Annotated in this window: 15 protein-coding genes; all 15 read right to left on the bottom strand. The window is 40.9% G+C overall.

Translation table 11 applies throughout. The annotated features are described in order from the left end of the window. Nucleotides 1-438, bottom strand: coding sequence for a PTS sugar transporter subunit IIA (locus tag E4T82_RS08995; protein WP_135182500.1), 438 nt, complete (start codon nucleotides 436-438; stop codon nucleotides 1-3). Nucleotide 439: 1 nt separating this feature from the next. Further along, nucleotides 440-2,392 (bottom strand): BglG family transcription antiterminator, encoded by a 1,953-nt coding sequence (locus tag E4T82_RS08990; protein ID WP_135182499.1) that lies wholly within the window; start codon nucleotides 2,390-2,392, stop codon nucleotides 440-442. 50 nt (nucleotides 2,393-2,442) lie between these two features. Beyond that, a complete protein-coding gene (locus E4T82_RS08985; RefSeq protein ID WP_135182498.1) occupies nucleotides 2,443-4,206 on the bottom strand; it encodes a PTS mannitol transporter subunit IICBA in 1,764 nt (587 codons plus the stop codon). Between the two features lie 210 nt (nucleotides 4,207-4,416). After that, nucleotides 4,417-5,256, bottom strand: a complete 840-nt coding sequence (locus E4T82_RS08980) for an amino acid ABC transporter substrate-binding protein (protein WP_135182497.1) — start codon at nucleotides 5,254-5,256, stop codon at nucleotides 4,417-4,419. A 30-nt stretch (nucleotides 5,257-5,286) separates the two neighbouring features. After that, the gene (locus tag E4T82_RS08975) at nucleotides 5,287-5,919 is read right to left on the bottom strand and encodes an amino acid ABC transporter ATP-binding protein (protein ID WP_135182496.1); all 633 of its coding nucleotides are present in this window, start codon (nucleotides 5,917-5,919) and stop codon (nucleotides 5,287-5,289) included. Nucleotides 5,920-5,927: 8 nt separating this feature from the next. Further along, the gene (locus tag E4T82_RS08970) at nucleotides 5,928-6,569 is read right to left on the bottom strand and encodes an amino acid ABC transporter permease (protein WP_135182495.1); all 642 of its coding nucleotides are present in this window, start codon (nucleotides 6,567-6,569) and stop codon (nucleotides 5,928-5,930) included. A 624-nt stretch (nucleotides 6,570-7,193) separates the two neighbouring features. Further along, nucleotides 7,194-8,225, bottom strand: a complete 1,032-nt coding sequence (locus tag E4T82_RS08965) for a galactitol-1-phosphate 5-dehydrogenase (protein ID WP_135182494.1) — start codon at nucleotides 8,223-8,225, stop codon at nucleotides 7,194-7,196. A 34-nt stretch (nucleotides 8,226-8,259) separates the two neighbouring features. Further along, the gene (locus tag E4T82_RS08960; RefSeq protein ID WP_135182493.1) at nucleotides 8,260-9,600 is read right to left on the bottom strand and encodes a PTS galactitol transporter subunit IIC; all 1,341 of its coding nucleotides are present in this window, start codon (nucleotides 9,598-9,600) and stop codon (nucleotides 8,260-8,262) included. Nucleotides 9,601-9,632: 32 nt separating this feature from the next. Beyond that, nucleotides 9,633-9,911, bottom strand: a complete 279-nt coding sequence (gene gatB / locus E4T82_RS08955) for a PTS galactitol transporter subunit IIB (RefSeq protein ID WP_135182492.1) — start codon at nucleotides 9,909-9,911, stop codon at nucleotides 9,633-9,635. 11 nt (nucleotides 9,912-9,922) lie between these two features. Further along, nucleotides 9,923-10,381 carry a PTS sugar transporter subunit IIA gene (locus tag E4T82_RS08950; RefSeq protein WP_135182491.1) on the bottom strand — a complete coding sequence of 153 codons (459 nt, stop codon included), beginning with the start codon at nucleotides 10,379-10,381 and terminating at the stop codon, nucleotides 9,923-9,925. 3 nt (nucleotides 10,382-10,384) lie between these two features. Beyond that, a complete protein-coding gene (locus E4T82_RS08945; protein ID WP_135182490.1) occupies nucleotides 10,385-12,448 on the bottom strand; it encodes a BglG family transcription antiterminator in 2,064 nt (687 codons plus the stop codon). A gap of 363 nt (nucleotides 12,449-12,811) precedes the next feature. Then, nucleotides 12,812-14,626 (bottom strand): glutamine--fructose-6-phosphate transaminase (isomerizing), encoded by a 1,815-nt coding sequence (glmS, locus tag E4T82_RS08940; RefSeq protein ID WP_135182489.1) that lies wholly within the window; start codon nucleotides 14,624-14,626, stop codon nucleotides 12,812-12,814. Between the two features lie 501 nt (nucleotides 14,627-15,127). Beyond that, entirely contained in the window at nucleotides 15,128-15,652 is a 525-nt protein-coding gene (gene lepB, locus E4T82_RS08935; RefSeq protein ID WP_135182488.1) for a signal peptidase I, read from the bottom strand. 47 nt (nucleotides 15,653-15,699) lie between these two features. Next, a complete protein-coding gene (locus E4T82_RS08930; RefSeq protein ID WP_135182487.1) occupies nucleotides 15,700-16,329 on the bottom strand; it encodes a GDSL-type esterase/lipase family protein in 630 nt (209 codons plus the stop codon). 176 nt (nucleotides 16,330-16,505) lie between these two features. Continuing rightward, nucleotides 16,506-16,757, bottom strand: a complete 252-nt coding sequence (locus E4T82_RS08925) for a hypothetical protein (protein ID WP_135182486.1) — start codon at nucleotides 16,755-16,757, stop codon at nucleotides 16,506-16,508. Nucleotides 16,758-17,054 lie beyond the last annotated feature (297 nt).

The raw sequence follows: 17,054 nt of genomic DNA, 5'->3' as shown, positions 1-17,054 counted from the left end.
CTATCCAACACTATTTAAGAGAGCGATCACTTCTTCTTTTGACTGAGCATCTGCTAGTTTGACTACATTGTCTACATCAGCACAGAAAATGGAGATTTTTTGAATGATGTCCAAGTGCTCATCACCAAGACCCGCAATCCCAAAGAGGACGGTGGCAATTTTGGGATCAGCTGCTGTGCCAAAATTAACCCCCGCAGGAACTTGGACGATGGTAATTCCTGATGAACGAACCTCTTTTTTGGCTGCATCTGTCCCGTGCGGAATAGCGATAAAATTGCCCATATAGACGGATAATTCTTCATTGCGCTCGATCATCGCCTCAATATAAGCCTCATGAACATGGCCTGCATCTACTAGTTGACGACCGCAAAAGCGAATCGCTTCTTCTTTTGTCGCAAATGCTTGTTTTAATTGAATCAGTTCTTGTTGAAGTTTCATATTAGTTCTCCCATTGTTTGATTGTTTCATTGAAGATGGTATTCAGAAGCTGATAGATAATCTCCTGATTTCCTGTCCGATAAATTTCGGTATACAGGTTATTTTCGATAATAGACTGGCTAATCGCTGTCATCAGTTCGCGCATTTCGTCCTGCTCTCCTACCCTCGTCAACATGACCAAGACCCGCTGAACAGTTTCTGGGTGATTGTTCATAGACAAGGCTGTCACTGGCTGATGCAGGGATACGATTTGAAAGTGACTCTGTGTCACTTGACTGGACTGGGTATGAAGCAAGGCTAGATTGGTATTTGGAATGGCAAGTGGGCTCATTTCAAAACGTGCAATCAACTTCTTTGCGAGATAGTCCTTATCCTTGACAAAGGAAAGCTGATCCACAATCTGCTTCACCGTCTCGTCAAAGGTGGATTGATTCTCTAGCTCATAGAGTGAGAAATGTTCCAGTAGCTGGCTACTCCCCTTCACATAAGCCTGCAAATCATGATGTTTATTGACCACAATGTCCTCCCGAACAGCTACCGTTCGATGCTCCTGAATCGACTGCAAGGTTTCCTGCAATTCCAGTATTTCCTTGGTATTGGGAAAAGTTGAAATCACATCCAGATTCATCTGTGGAAGCGGTTTGGTGGCAAGGCAGTAATCATACTGAGAGAAGTCTACTTCTGCCAGATTGGTCGTACTTTTCACATCCATCCAGCCCACAAACGGGGCCACGCTTTTAATCTTGGACACGAGGACACTGGTTGTCAAAGGGCGCTCATCTGTCACCAAGAGCATGCGAATCGGATAAATATCGGGGCTTCGTCTGAGGCTGGAAGCAAAATGGAGGGTCACCAGTTCATATTCGTATTCATTATGGATATAGCGCGGAAAAAGATCCTGCATGACCAGACTGACAAGTCTATGCAAAAAAGGATTCTTCTGGGTTGCTAGATAAGCTACATTGGTAGTTGCGCGATCTGGAAAAAGGACAGGCACCGCCAAACTCAAACGAATATGGTGAAATAATAAGGGAAATAGCACCTTGTCTTTGACAAACTCAATCTTGGTAAAGCGCGACACACTATCCACCAACTGAGAAATACTATAATAAAAGCCACCGTCAAAATTTTCACTAAACAAGGGCACTTCCTGCCGCTTGATAATCACCTCATCCAAGATTGCTGCAAAGTAGATGATTTCTTGAATGTTATAAAATTGCTTGGTTTCCTTGGCTAGGTCTGTGAACACTTTCTGAGCAAAATCGAGGGCTAGCTTAGACAGATTGACCTGCTGGCTTACTTCTCCCTGATTATCTGCTAGTCCTAGCAAAATCATCAGAAATTCCTTGAATTTCGGGTCCAAATCCCCCAGCAAATGTTGATAGCGCTCAAAAACCTGACGTGCCTGCCGTATCCTAGCGACCTGTAAAATCGGAAAGTCAGCATAGTTGTCCGCCCAAAAATCCTGAATCGAAATGGTATTGGCCAGCAAAATGGCTAGAAAGCGGCGCTTCTGACTGGTCGAGCTTTCCACCCGATACCCTCGCTGGCGTACCAATTGCAAATCAAAAACCGCCAGGCGTCGCTCGATTTCTGCAATGTCTTGAATCACGGTGACATTGGAGACCAAAAACTGTTCTTGCAATTGCTCATTGGTCACCGAATCCTGACTGGTCAGCAATTGATAGGCCATCAAGGTCTGGCGCTGGCTCGGAGAATAAGCCGTATCTGCCTCATAATCGCTCAAGGCAGAAAGGTTCCCTGACAGGTAGTATTTCTTTCCATCCTTGAGCAATTGAATTTCTTCTTTAGAAAGGCTCTCTGTCAAGTCCGACAAGGTCCGATAAACCGTCCGTGAGGAGACCTGCAAGATATCCGCCATTTCCTTTAAGGAAAGCTTTCCTACCTGCAGGAAAGCCTTCATCAGTTGTTCTTCTCGTTTGGTGAGTAACATATTTTTATGATCCATAGTTATTGTGAATGTTCTCTTGGAATGACCGTTACCTACTTCTGAATGCCAGCCACCAATTGATCATAAGCTGGCGTTGTGACAAGGCTATCAACGACCAAGAGTTTCGCTTGTGGTGCTACTGCTTGGACATTTCCTTGTTCGGCTACAGTCGTTACAATCAAAGTCGTTTCTGCATTGTGCTCTGATAAATCTTCATAAGGTACGCTGACAACTGGCATCTCAATGCCCTTGTTTTTAAAGATGGCACGCAGAGTTACCTGCCCCATAGTCGCTGAGCCTTGAGCATCCCCATAAGGAAAGACCACTTCCGTTACCCGCTTCAAATCTAGCGACACAGCTTCACCGTTTGCTTCTATTGGACTTGAAGCAGAGAGGTCGACTTGGTTTGTCAATCGAGCGATGATCTCATCGTATTTTGGCGACGTCAAGAAATTATCCACCGCTACGTGAATGGCACGTGGTGTGCGTTGTGCAGCACGATCTGCCAATTCTTCTTGGGTGATAATGAGCGTATGATCTGTATCTTGGAGATTCGCAATCGCCTTATTGGTCACGGGGATGTTCAAACCTGCTTTTTTCACCTTATCACGGAGCAAGGATGCACCCATGGCAGAACTTCCCATACCTGCATCGCAGGCAAAGATGATTTGGTGTACGTTGTCTGTCGTCACATCGCTTGATACAGCCACCTGTGCTTGACCTTTTGCAACAGCTTTTGCAGCTTTAGTGGCTGCTTGCGCTGATTCCAGAGAAGCTCCTTCTGACTTGTCCGCTTTCAAAATGATAGAGGCAACGAGGAAGGAAGCAGCAGCTCCTGCAAAGACACCGCCCCAGACAGCTAAGAGATTTGCAACGTAATTCCCTTCTTTTGGTACAAGACCGGTAATGGCAATGATTGAACCTGGTGAAGATGCTCCCACAAGACCTGCATTCAACAATTGGAAGGTAAAGGTCCCAGATACACCACCTGCAATCGCAGCTAGAAAGAGGGCTGGTTTCATCATCACGTATGGGAAGTAGATTTCATGAATCCCACCAAGGAAATGAATGACCATTGCTCCCCATGAAGAAGATTTAGCAGAGCCTTTGCCGAACAAAGCGTAGGCAAACAAGATACCAAGACCAGGTCCAGGGTTTGCTTCCAAAAGGAAGAGAACAGATTTTCCGACTTTTAAGACTTGTTCAGTTCCAAGCGGTGTAAAGATACCGTGGTTAAGAGCGTTGTTCAAAAACAAGACTTTTGCTGGCTCGATGATGATATTGGCTAATGGCAAGAGTTTCATATCGACAATCACTTGAACACCATCTCCGATAGCTGTTGTCATGCTGGATACGAATGGTCCTACCACTTTAAAGCTAATCAACATGAGGGCAAATCCGATAAGACCTGCCGAGAAGTTGTTGACCAACATTTCAAATCCAGGACGAATCTTTTCTTGGAAGGCTTGGTCAAATTTCTTGATGACCCATGCACCAAATGGACCAACCAGCATAGCACCGATAAACATTGGCACTTCTGAACCCGCAATAACCCCCATGGTCAGGATTGTGCCGACTACACCACCGCGTTGGCCGTAGACATTGTAACCACCTGTGTATCCAATCAAGAGTGGCAATAAGTATTTAATCATTGGACCTACAATGGTTGCAAAGGTTTCATTTGGCAACCAACCAGTTTCAATGAAGAGCGAGGTCAAGACACCCCACGCAATAAATGCCCCAATATTTGGCATCACCATATTTGATAAGGTCGTCCCCAGTTTTTGAATCCGAACCTTTAATGAAGTATTTTCCATATTTTCCTCCTAATTCTTTCTGATTTTATTATACACTCACCTCTGACAGAAAAAAACTCAAATCTTGTCACAAAAATTTTGACAAAACTATCCTCTTCAACTAGGGTTTGATGAGATTGGAAGAGCATCATTGGTATCCAAGCGCAAAAAAACCTACTACTTATCATAAGTAATAGATTCTTAAAGTAAGGATTTCGTAGTTTTGACAGACTAGTTGCGTTTGAGAGCATCTGTGGCAACATCTTCTCCGAACCATTTGTCAGAGATTTTTTGAAAGCTTCCGTCTGCATACAATTCCTTGAAGGCTGTATTAATCTTGTCTACCAAGGTTGCATCCGCCTTACGGGCACCGACTGCGAAGGCTTCTTTTTCAAATCCTGCATCGATAATCGTATAGTCACTGATTAAACCTTCTTGTTGCAAGTAATAATTGGCATAAACACGGTCAATCAAGAGGCCATCAATTCGGTCATTTTTCAAGTCAATCAAGGCTTCGTTAAAGGTTGCGTATTGCGTTGCTTCATTATTTTTTACAAGATCTTTTAAGATTGTGGGCTTTGCTTCAAAATTCGCATACCCTGACGAACCTGCCTGTGCTCCCAGCACTTTGTCCTTCATACCTGCATTATCTGTAATATTCGATGATTTTTTGGTCACCAATACTTGGAGATTGGCCATGTATTCATCTGTAAATAGGACTTTTTCACGGCGCTCATCGGTTGCTGAATACCCATTCCAAATCAAGTCGATGTTGCCATTGTTGAGTTCTGTTTCTTTCAAGTCCCAGTCGATTGGCTGCCATTCAATCGCAATCCCGTACTTGTCAAAGACTGCTGTCGCTAAGTCAATATCAAAACCTGCATATTGCCCATTTTTTTCTTCAAATCCCATAGGAACAAAGGTTTTGTCAAAGCCAATAGTGATTTTTTTAGTCTCTTCATAGCGAGACCAGTTATCTGTTTTGGTGCTTGAAGCACTGGAGCTACAAGCTGTCAGAGCCAGACTGGCTACCATGGCTACTGCCCCGACTACAAGTGATTTTATCTTCATATTCTATCCCCTTTTCTGCTGTTCAGTCTTTTAATGTTTGGGCTCAATCTTAATAATCTCATCGGCAATATTTTCTGCAAATTGCATGTCATGGGTAACCACGATTTGCGTAATGCCAGTCCTGCGATTTTCAAGAATGAGATGTTCCACTTCTTTTCGTAACTCAGGATCAAGTGCTGAGGTCGGTTCATCGTAACCAATCATCTCAGGGTCAATCATCATGGCGCGCGCCAAGGCGACACGCTGCTTTTGTCCCCCTGATAAGGAATACGGGTAGGCATCTGCATGACCTGCTAGACCAAGAGTTTCAAGTAAGTGACGGGCTTTGCTTTCGGCCTCTGTACGAGAAGTATGCTGCGTTTTAATGGGCGACAAGATTAGATTTTCCAACACCGATAGGTGCGGAAATAACTGGAAATCTTGGAAAACAAAGCCCAGCAAATGTCGTTTCCCTAACTCTTCTAAGGGAAGTTCTTCCCCATTATAGATTAATTGACCAGAATCAATGCTCTCAAGCCCTGCCAACATCCGTAGCAAGGTAGTTTTTCCACCGCCAGACTGCCCAACGATGGCAAGGATTTTTCCTTCTGGAATCACGAGGTCATAGTTGGAAAAAATCTGCTTATTGTCAAAACGTTTGGAAAGATTGCGTACTTCTAACATAAGACCTCCTATTTATAATAATCAAATTTTTTCTCAATCCGATTGGCAACCAAGGTCACAAGACCAATCATCACCAAGTACAAGGCACCTGCGATAAACATAGGCGCTAGACTAACATCGCGGTTAGCCGCGGTCCGACTAGCAAGAAGCAAGTCGTTAACCCCAAGCGCATAAATCAGGGACGTATCCTTGACCAGGGTTGTCACTTCGTTAAAGACGCTTGGAAGAACAATTTTTACCACCTGAGGAAGGACAAGGTAGCGAATAGTCTGAACAGGTGTAAATTTCAATACTTTTGCTGCCTCATACTGCCCAGCAGGAATTGCCTCGATTCCCCCGCGAAAGATTTCAGAGAAATAAGCCGCATAGTTGAGGGTAAAGGTGATAATCACCGCAGGCATTCGATCAAAGGTAATGCCCACGCTCGGCAAGACATAATAGACAAAAATCAACTGGAGCAACAAGGGCGTTCCACGCATGATGAGCACATAAAGATTCAAAAACCAGAGCAAGGGCTTAAATGGAATTTTCATCAGAAAGGCTACGAACGCTCCTAATGGAAGAGACAGGAGCAAGACCATCACAAAGACCTGAAAAGATACCAAAGCACCATTTAACAAGCTCGGTAAAATTTCGATAATATATCCCATAATCTCCTCCAAAATAGTAATTAAACCTTAGTATAACAGAAATTTCTGAAAATTAAAAGACCTTTTCCTGCATTTTTATAAGATATAGTGAAATTTTATTCCATCTCAAGGCAAATAAGCTACACTACCTTTTCAGCTTCTTTATTATCATAAAAAATAAAGAATATAAAAGGGAGTGGGATAAAAATCGTGATTTCGTAGAAATCGATTATCCTCACTCCTTTATTTATAGGTTCGGGTTAACATAATCCACTGGATTATTTTACTCCCACCCCGCAAGGTTGACGTGGCTTGTAGAATATTGATTTATCAATGTCATGGATAAGTTGCTCACAACTTTCTGTTCTCTTCAATGCTCCACTGGAGCATTGACCCTAGCGACAAGCCTCACTTTCTAGTTTCTAGGCTCAAGTATCCATAGTCACTCCCCTGACTATTGATAGACGTCAAACTGCTCAAATTATAAAAATAAGGAAGTTGGGTACTGATGATGTCCCAGCCTCAAACTCTTACCTAGTTAAAAACGCTTGTAACATCTCAAAGACTTCTTCTTTTGAAAATAGAATATTGGCATTTTATCATGCTAAGCTTTTTTCATTCGTTAATTTACTTAAACAATTCATCCTACCCTCCATTTACGGTCACAAAAATTTTCCCACTGATTTTACGCTCACGATAGTCATCAAAGATTGTATGGAAACGGTCAATTGTGACATCTGCCGCAATCAATGGTTCAATTTGAATGGCTCCTTTTTTAAAGAGTTCAACAGCCTCGTTCCATTCCTCCCCAGGCCATGGTGCAGAATAATTCATCCAGGAACCACGCGCAGTTAATTCCTTACGATTGATTAATTCAAAGGTCTCAAACTCAATCGTCAAGTCTTTATGAGGCGTACCAATATAGAGGATATGTCCTTTTTTAGCAGCTAATTTATGAACAATATAGTAACTCTGATTTGCTCCTGAGGTCTCACAAACAAAATCAAACTGATCATAAACTGCCTCTAGTTGCTCTGGATAAAGAGTATTAACAGTGGCTTTGGCACCGAGTTCCTTCGATAATCTTAGTTTGTCATCACTAATATCAAATGCCGTAACATCATAACCGTAACTAACTAAAATTTGGAGAGCTAGAAGTCCAATCGAACCCATCCCAATTAGCGCAACCTTTTTGACATCTAAATCCTTAAGCTGCGCCACATTAAAACCATGGAGATTCACAGTGAGAGGCTCAATGAAAGCAGCTGTTCGTAAGTCAATTTCTTCTGGAAGTAATACCAGATTGTCCTCCGACATTACTTTATATTCTTGAAGTCCACCATTTTCGCGAGAACCAATAAAACCGTAACCCTCACTTAAGGAATAATTTCCTTTTTGACTCTGTTCATCGTCAAAGTTTGGTTTCAAAGGAATGACTGCCACCTTGTCCCCAGCTTTGAATTTATCTGATTGACTAGCTTCTACTATTCCTGAAAATTCGTGTGTCAAAATAATAGGATAATATTTTGCTTGATGTCCAAAAAATCGAACATAGTCTGAGCCACAAATCCCTGTGTAAGCAATTTTTACCAGAACATCTCCAGCCTTTTCAAGAGTTGGTTTTTCTAAATCTTGTACTTCAATTTTATTATTTTCAACAAGTACCAATGCTTTCATTGAGGTCACTTCTTTCTATACATTTTCTTTCTACTTAAGCAACATTTTCTTTTTCCATTTTTTTATAACGGGTCCAAGTCAAGTAAAGGCCGATAGCATAAATGATACCAATGATGACAAAACCGATGAGGTTAGTCATATTGAACAGTTGTGTGAAGATATAAGTTACAGGTGAGCCACCTTGGTCAAGTGCGGCTACCCGACTAGCACTGTCTGAAAGCGTGCCAGTTGTTTCTGCTAGCTTTGTTGTCAAACCGATTGACTGGTTAGCAATCCAGATAGTCATAAACATAATCACTATTCCTGAAATCAAGGTCCGGAAAAGGTTTCCTTTATGGACTGCTACGCCCATCGCGATGAAGAATCCGATTGTTGCCAAATCGCCAAATGGCATCACTTCGTTACCAGGGACAATGAGAGCAATGATGATGGTCAAAGGAATAAAAATCAAACCTGCAGAGACAACGACGGGATCTCCTAAAAGGATAGCTGGATCAAGACCAATCAGGAAGTCTGCTCCTTTGAAACGCGCTTGCAATTTAGCTTTAACAACCTCTGAAATCGGAAGCAAACCTTCCATAACAGGTTTGATAACTTTAGGGAGAAGAGAGATAACAGCCGCAACCTTAATCGCTAATTGAAGAATATTTTTAACATCATATCCTGCTAAAATCCCAATAATGAGACCAAGGAAAAGAGCTACAACAACAGGTTGTCCAAAGACACCCAAACGTTTTTCAATTTTTTCATGATCTAAATTGATGTTATTCAGACCTGGGATTTTTTCAATAATCGTATCAACAATAACAGCAATGGGAGCCATATAGGCGGATGTCCCGTGAGGAACAGCAATCCCTTCTAACCCAAAGTATTCATCTGTATCATAGCAGAACCAATCACCAAATTTATAAGCAATCATGGCATGGACAATAACCCCTAAAATTCCAATCCAATAGTTACCTGTTGCGACATAAGCAATCGCGCCTGTAAAGGTCATATGCCAAACATTCCAAATATCAACATTCACCACACGGGTCATTTTAAGAACCAGCATCACAATATTCACTAAAACTGCAATGGGAATTGCAACGAGAGCAATGCTTGAAGCCCATGTAATAGGTGACATACCTGGCCAACCAAGATCGATAACTGTCAAAGTTAAACCAAAATTCTCTGCCATGGCTTGCGCCGCAGGACCAATCTGTGCATTCATGAAATCAACGATAATCCCAATACCGATAAATCCAATACCGATAGAAATCGCTGAATAGAATGCTTTTCCAATTTTTACTCCAAAGAGAAGAGCGATGACAAAAATAACCAGCGGGAGCATAACGGCTGTACCAAGGTCAATAATATATTGTAAAAATTCCATAATATCCTCCTAAAAGATAAAGAATGATGTGATTATTTTAAGTAGCCCAAGATATCTTCTTCAAGTTTTTCTTCATTAATACCAGAGATGAAGCCCATGACCGTCAGAACTGGAATAGCTCCATAGGTCTTTTTCACACGCATGGTTGTACAAATCAAATCTGTACCAGATAGATGAGACTCGATTTCATTAACCCGACATTGAACTAAATTCAAATCAATACCATTATTGGTGCACAACTCTTTAATACGATTAGCTGCGACTGTGGAGGTTGCGACGGCTCCACCACACGCTACGATCACTTTTTTCATGACAATACTCCTTATGATTCGTTCATATAGTTTGTTAACAGATTGACGATAGTGGATTTTTCCGTTTCCACTAAGAGTTGCTTGAGAAGTTCTTCAGTCTGGAAGAGCTTCATCAATTTTGTTAAAAAGATAACCTGATTTTTAGGATCTTTGATGACAATATTGAAAATTAAACGCGTTTCAACTTCTTCATCTGGATCAACCATATGTTGGAAAAACACTGGTTCTTTGGTGCGAATGAAAACAATGGCTTCTTTTTCTGCCAAATGCGCTTCCGTATGGGGCATAGCAATATGTATTCCCACATGTGTCATCAAGCCTGTCGGAAACTCTTTTTCCCTAGATAGAATAGAGTTTAGATAATCTTCTTTTACATAGCCTAATTTACTCAGTTGATCAAAACTATAGGTTAAAACTTCCGTGTTTGTCGGTAATGGTTCATCAAGAAAAATGAATTCTTCTGTGAACATAGGTTACCTCCTCAATTCCATTCGTTTTTCCTGTTCCTCAATCAAGCGATGAATGTCTTCACCCGTTTGACAGGCATCTAATGCAATTTTAAATTTAGTATCTTTTAATAGGTTAAATAAGTTAAAGATGGCTTTTAAATGTTTCTTGCGATCTGTCGTGGACAAGATACATACGTATTTAACAGGAAGAGTTTCAATATTATGAGGATTATCTTGCTCTTCATCATCAAAATAGACTGGTTCTGCTAGTCGAATTAAGCCCATAGCTGTTTGTTTGTTATAGTTTCCTAACTGCGCATGGGGAAAGGCAAAACCATTCGAAATGACCACATAAGGGCCCATCTCTTCGATATTTCCTGTCACCACATCCAGATACTCTGCTGTAATTTCTTGTCTCTCAAGCAGAATGTGACCAACTTTTTGAATAGATTCCCGCCAATCAGTGGCTTCAACATCTAACAAAATACGATCAGCTGTCAGAAATTCATAGAGTAGCTTATCTTCTTCCACTACTTGCTTGCTATCAACATAGGTAAACATTCTGTCCTTGATTGCTTCTTTCAATGTCTGCCGACTATGACTTTCCTCATCAATTTCTTGTGAAATCATTTGATAGAGCTTCAAAGCGATATCTCTATCTAGTCTAAAATCATGATATTCCTTTTCAGCGACAATCTGATTCACTGCATTTGCTATCACAATGTAATCTTCATCTGTAATAAAAGGTGAAATTTGGACGTAGCTCTCGTGCTGGACTGGCAAGGTGGTAAGGATTAAGTCATATTCCCCTCGGATGGTATCATCAGTAGAATAGATGTCTAGATTGAAAGAGAAGTTACTCACTAGTTTACTTTCAATAAAGAACACCTCTGTAGACTTTTTCTCCGTCAAAACAGCCACTCGCAAATTGCTACCCATTCGCTTCTTACGTTCCATCGCTGCATAGACGTGGATAATCATATAATGAAATTCTGTCTGCGTGGCTTTGCGACCAATATTTTCCTCAATAATCGGTAAATATTGCCGCACAACTTTCTGAATCTTTTGATTGCTTCGAACGATATCTTCCATATTTAGCGATATATCACCTTGAAAATCTTCTTTCCGCAACATCCGTAGGATATGGGCTGAAAAATTTTCATAAAAAATATAATCCTCCTTGAAGTCAATATGTAACTCGGTCGAAATTTTTTCGATGAATTTCATAACTGTCACTTGAATGCGAATGCTCTCTTTATTGATGAGTTCATCTAACAGCTCAGCTTGATTTGATTCACTCACTTGCTGGCAAATAAACGCTAGGTCATTTTGAGGAATGATTCCTGTAAAAGACTTGACTAATTCCTTGAATAAAGCTGACTCTTCAGCTCGGAAAACGGTGTGAAGTGGAAATCCTTTTTGATTGCGATAGGTTGAAATTACCAAATACTGTAAAACGCGTTCTAGAAGTTTTTCGGATAAATGCAAAAGGTGCCTCTTTGCAAACAATCGATTCCGCAGCTCGCCAAATCCAATCTCTTCTTCATAGTGTTCATCAAATATCAGTGAATTCAGGACTTTAAAATTTTCTTGGCTCAAGATACTATAGAGAAAGATTCGGATATCTTCTTCTTTGGCAATCAATTGGTAGCCTTTATTGGCCTTAGAAAAGATTTTTAAATGGTGCTTTTTAGCCAGTTCTCTCATGATTTTTACATCATTTACAATCGTCGAACGGCTTGCGAGCAGTTTTTCTGACAGCTGATTGAGAGTGACATACCCTCTGTGAGCAATCAGTATCAGTAGACAAATTAAACTTCGCTCACTAGAACTAAACTTATATTCATAGACATCAAACTTATTAATATCCTCGTAAACAGCCAACTTACTCACTTGCAAATCCAAGATTACGTGCTTTCGTTTGATATACATGCTCCCAAAGTCTAAATTGGCCAGATAATCATTTAGAGACGCAATATCATTACGAATAGTCCGCTCCGATACTTCATGTATCTCTGTGATGTCAGTAAGCGGAACTTTGGATTTTTCCAAAAGCATCGTTAAAATCTCTTTACTTCGCTGATTCATTTGTATGCGCCTCCCTTCTTTTTAATTCTATTGTAAAACCGTTTACAAAAAAATAAAATAGCAAACTTCTTCACCTCTCTGGAAATATTTTACATGAATCATTTTCCTTCCGAAAGTTCTTTCCAATGTGAAAAATTTTGTACGGATTGCTCATTCATGCGTATCTTCATTTGTCTATCTTTTCATTATAAAATGCTCGTAACCCATCCATCTGCAAACAAAAATCCCCGCAGCAGAGCTACGAGGAAAAATGGTAGGCAAATGAATGAACGTTCAGACAAGGAATGAAAGACGCGGACAGTACCGGAGTACGGCAAGTCGAAAGTGAGGATGTATCAAAGTTCATTCAAAAGACTATACATCTTATTCAACCGTAACGGCTTTGGCCAAGTTACGTGGTTTGTCAACGTCTAGTCCACGTTGAAGGGATGCGTAATAGGCAATCAATTGCGTTGGAATGACCATTGAGATGCTAGAGAGGAATGGATGAACCTTGTTGACCACGATATCGTCATCGTCACGCTCCAAACCTTCTTCAACAATGGTCAAGGTGTGCGCGCCACGGGAAACGACTTCTGCGATATTTCCACGGGTATGAGCAGCGATTTTTTCACTTGATGAAATCAAGGCAATCACGGGTGTGCCGTCTTCAATCAGGGAAATAGTGCCATGTTTCAACTCACCTGCGGCAAATCCCTCACATTGGATATAAGAGATTTCTTTTAATTTGAGCGCAGCTTCAATCGTCACGTAGTAGTCATTACCACGTCCGATATAAAAGGCATTGCGGGTGGTTGCAAGCAATTTCTCAACCTTTTCAGCAATCACATCTTTTTCAGATAAGGTCGCTTCAATCGATTGAGCTACAATAGACAATTCATGTACCAAGTCAAACTCACGCGCTTCTTTCTTGCCATTTGCTTCTCCGACTGCTTTTGATAAGAAAGCAAGGGCCGCAACCTGAGCAGTATACGCCTTGGTAGAAGCTACCGCAATTTCAGGACCTGCATGAAGGAGCATGGTATAGGTTGCCTCTCGTGAAAGGGTAGAACCTGGCACATTCGTAATGGTCAAACTTGGAATGCCCATTTCATTGGCCTTCACCAAGACCTGACGGCTATCAGCGGTTTCTCCAGACTGGGTCAGGAGGATAAAGAGGGGCTTCTTGCTCAAGAGTGGCATGTGGTAGCCCCATTCAGAAGCCACACCCAATTCAACTGGCGTATCAGTTAGAGCTTCAACCATATTCTTAGCAGCATAACCTGCGTTGTAAGAGGTTCCTGCTGCAAGGATATAGATACGGTCTGCTTCCTGAACAGCTTTGACAATGGCAGGATCGACCATCATCTGACCGTCCACATCAGAGTATGCGCTAATCAACTTACGCATCACGGTTGGTTGCTCATCAATTTCTTTTAGCATATAAAACGGATAAGTGCCTTTTCCGATATCTGACAAATCAAGTTCGGCTGTATAGCTGCCACGCTTGATTGAATTTCCGTCATAATCCATAACTTCCACACTGTCTTTGGTCACAATAACCAATTCTTTATCGTGAATTTCCATGTATTCACTGGTTTCACGAATCATCGCCATGGCGTCTGAGCAGACCATATTGTAGCCTTCACCAAGACCTATGAGAAGCGGAGATTTGTTCTTTGCCACATAAATCGTGTCAGGATTAGCAGCATCAATCAAAGCAAAGGCATAAGAGCCTTGGATGATGTGAAGGGCTTTTTTGAAGGCTTCAAGGACAGACAAGTCCTCTTCCTCAACAAATTTCCCAATCAAATGTACTGCAATTTCTGTATCTGTCTGCCCCTTGAAATCATGCCCTGCCAAGTAAGTGTTTTTCATTTCAAGATAGTTTTCAATCACACCGTTGTGAACAAGGACGAAACGTCCTGTTTGCGAGGTATGAGGGTGGGCATTGTCTTCCGTTGGTTTTCCATGAGTTGCCCAACGTGTATGACCGATGCCAACGGTTCCTTCTACAGCATCTCCCACCTTAGCAGATAAGTCGGCGATACGACCTACTGATTTGACCAAGTGTCCTGTTGCCCCACCTGTCACAAAAATTCCCGCTGAATCATAGCCACGGTATTCTAATTTTTCAAGTCCTTGAATTAAAATATCCGTTGCATTTGTATTTCCTACGACACCAACAATTCCACACATACAATCTACCTTCCGTTTCTAGTAATCTTTTATTGAATACTTAACAAACTCCAACATTAATCCTTTTTGCTATTTTCTTAGATAGTCCGGACACAAGCAACTCTCTTCCATAAGTTGAAGATTATGGAATAATCCTATTGCCAACTTTCAACAGTCCACTGGACTATTGAAGCAATGCCTATTTTTAAGTCTAAGGTCTCAAAAAATGCCGTTCCTAGCAAACACTTTGTCTTTGCTAGGAATTCCACTCCAGCGAAAATATCAGATTTGGACTCACTTCGTTCCCCCACTCTTTCACCCCCAGTATCAACCAGTCGCTTTGTAGACTGTTGCTACCCGATTTTAGAGCGGGAAAACAATGTAATGCTGTTTTTTATTTTTATTAAGAAAATTGGTATAGTCATCTATTTTGCAAACAAAACCAATAAAATTAGTATATAGAAAAGATTATTATTTGTCAAATTTAAAATTGGTCTAGTCTAATTTGTAAAAAAACTAACCCTATTTCTGGGTTAGTCCGATATCGATAAAACCAAATTCACCGATTGGGCTGATGCGGAAAGTCAGACGCCCGATGACTTGTTTGGATGAAATTAAACCAAGTGTGCGGCTGTCTTCGCGGTTGGTGCGAATGTCATTGAGAATCCAATAATTCTTTTTCTCAAGCCGAGGGACAATGATATCTTCTGTATAGTAGTCTTGATGATTGGCTGATTTACTGAGATAGGTTTCCGCGACAATTTCATTGTTGCGGTACAGTACATCGTCCATGTACGTCACGCTATCACCCTCCTTGGCAATAATCCGACCGACATATTCTGCACCATCTACTTGATATAAGACAAAATCACCGTATTCGAGTTCCTTACCTTTTACTGCAATGATGATATCATCTTCTTTGAGGTACTGGTTGGCCATTTCCTTGGTGATGGTGACTGGTTCAAAGACCCAGATACGCAGTGCGATAAGCCCCAAGACCAACAAACCAATAATCATAATGTGATGAATAAAATCCCTTTTTGCCATCCTTCTCTCCATTTCTCTATTACTAGTATAGCATATTTTCTCAAAAACTACCTAGGACTTTCTCCCATGATTGCGGCATACACCCTATCTGCTACTAGCTGATTGCCTAGCGGAGTCAAATGTAGCCCGTCGCTATAATACTCTAGATGACCTTCTGTCAAGGGATAAACATTAATCCACTCTAGTCCGCGTTCTTCGGCAATTCTAGGAATAATCTCCTGTAACTCGGTGCGTACAATGTCATTATTCAGCCCAAATCGGCTAGTCGGAACATACGGGGGTACTAGGAGATAGACATCTGGTTGACTGGGCATTTTCATGTACTGATCGACCAGCTCGCCATATTCCTTGATAAAACGCTCTTTATTCCAATAAGGGCCACGACTATCATTGCTTCCAATCATAATGATGACAATATCTGCCCCACTTTCAAGCGACAACTGGGCATTTTTTTCCTGTAAGTAGGGATAATCTGAGGTAGACTGCAAGGAACGACCACTCAGACCGAAATTTGACACCTGATAATAATGTCCTAATTTTTCAGCCAAGATGCTGGGATAGGCATCACGTTCTCGATTTTCTAAGCCATAACCATAGGTCAAACTATCACCGACAGTCGCAACCTTAATCGCTCCATTTCCAATCGTCAGGACTTCTGGGTACATTATATCTGACATATCTTCTCCTTTTTTCTATTCTACCATGAACAATTACAGAAGACAATAAACAGAAACGAGTAGTATAGACATATCATTCGAATATAATAACGTTCTGGTTTTAGTAAAAAGTCCTCTTTCGTATAAAAAAACAAGCCACCTAATATGTGGCCTGCATACTTTATGCATTTCATTTACTATTTGTGTTTCTCCTGTTTATCCGACAATAATTTATAGGCATTGTAGAAGAACAATAAACCACCAGGAATAAATAAAATGAAAGCAGCGTTTGCTCCAACAATCTCGTATAAGACATATAGAACGATCCACAGTCGTCTTGTCCCCCCTTCTTGTTCCCATAACAAAATGTCATTATACACGTAAAAAGAACCGAAAATAAGAGCTATACCGATTGCAATGCTAAAAAAAGCTTGAAGTTTTGTTTTCATCCAATTATCTCCTTGTGTCAAATAATATATCACAATATCAGCCATCAGTCAATTAGGAATACTCGCACACAAATCCGATAAAAAATGGGAATTACCTTTGAATTTCATATCTTATTTTTGTTATTTTCGAAAGAATACTGAACATATTTTGAGAAAAACGAACAAAGAATAGCGAAACATGAGCCTTGAAGAGAAATACTAAACTTTAAATGCAGGTTCTTATACATCCATACTATAAAATCATTCAACAAGACGAGATTTTCAAAGAGTATATAATAAAGTGAATCCCCCGCGCCT

The sequence above is a fragment of the Streptococcus cuniculi genome, assembly GCF_004570575.1.
In the GTDB taxonomy this organism is placed as follows: Bacteria; Bacillota; Bacilli; order Lactobacillales; family Streptococcaceae; genus Streptococcus; species Streptococcus cuniculi_A.
Note: the sequence above shows the minus strand (reverse complement) of the source record. Positions and strands in the feature narration are given on the sequence as shown.

Excerpts from the sequence above, each read along its gene's own strand:
- E4T82_RS08990 (WP_135182499.1), bottom strand. The coding sequence starts at position 2,392 with ATGTTACTCACCAAACGAGAAGAACAACTGATGAAGGCTTTCCTGCAG.
- lepB (WP_135182488.1), bottom strand. The coding sequence starts at position 15,652 with ATGGCAAAAAGGGATTTTATTCATCACATTATGATTATTGGTTTGTTG.
- E4T82_RS08950 (WP_135182491.1), bottom strand. The coding sequence starts at position 10,381 with ATGTTCACAGAAGAATTCATTTTTCTTGATGAACCATTACCGACAAAC.
- E4T82_RS08965 (WP_135182494.1), bottom strand. The coding sequence starts at position 8,225 with ATGAAAGCATTGGTACTTGTTGAAAATAATAAAATTGAAGTACAAGAT.
- E4T82_RS08980 (WP_135182497.1), bottom strand. The coding sequence starts at position 5,256 with ATGAAGATAAAATCACTTGTAGTCGGGGCAGTAGCCATGGTAGCCAGT.
- glmS (WP_135182489.1), bottom strand. The coding sequence starts at position 14,626 with ATGTGTGGAATTGTTGGTGTCGTAGGAAATACAAATGCAACGGATATT.
- E4T82_RS08975 (WP_135182496.1), bottom strand. The coding sequence starts at position 5,919 with ATGTTAGAAGTACGCAATCTTTCCAAACGTTTTGACAATAAGCAGATT.
- E4T82_RS08970 (WP_135182495.1), bottom strand. The coding sequence starts at position 6,569 with ATGGGATATATTATCGAAATTTTACCGAGCTTGTTAAATGGTGCTTTG.
- E4T82_RS08945 (WP_135182490.1), bottom strand. The coding sequence starts at position 12,448 with ATGAATCAGCGAAGTAAAGAGATTTTAACGATGCTTTTGGAAAAATCC.
- E4T82_RS08985 (WP_135182498.1), bottom strand. The coding sequence starts at position 4,206 with ATGGAAAATACTTCATTAAAGGTTCGGATTCAAAAACTGGGGACGACC.
- E4T82_RS08995 (WP_135182500.1), bottom strand. The coding sequence starts at position 438 with ATGAAACTTCAACAAGAACTGATTCAATTAAAACAAGCATTTGCGACA.
- gatB (WP_135182492.1), bottom strand. The coding sequence starts at position 9,911 with ATGAAAAAAGTGATCGTAGCGTGTGGTGGAGCCGTCGCAACCTCCACA.
- E4T82_RS08930 (WP_135182487.1), bottom strand. The coding sequence starts at position 16,329 with ATGTCAGATATAATGTACCCAGAAGTCCTGACGATTGGAAATGGAGCG.
- E4T82_RS08960 (WP_135182493.1), bottom strand. The coding sequence starts at position 9,600 with ATGGAATTTTTACAATATATTATTGACCTTGGTACAGCCGTTATGCTC.
- E4T82_RS08925 (WP_135182486.1), bottom strand. The coding sequence starts at position 16,757 with ATGAAAACAAAACTTCAAGCTTTTTTTAGCATTGCAATCGGTATAGCT.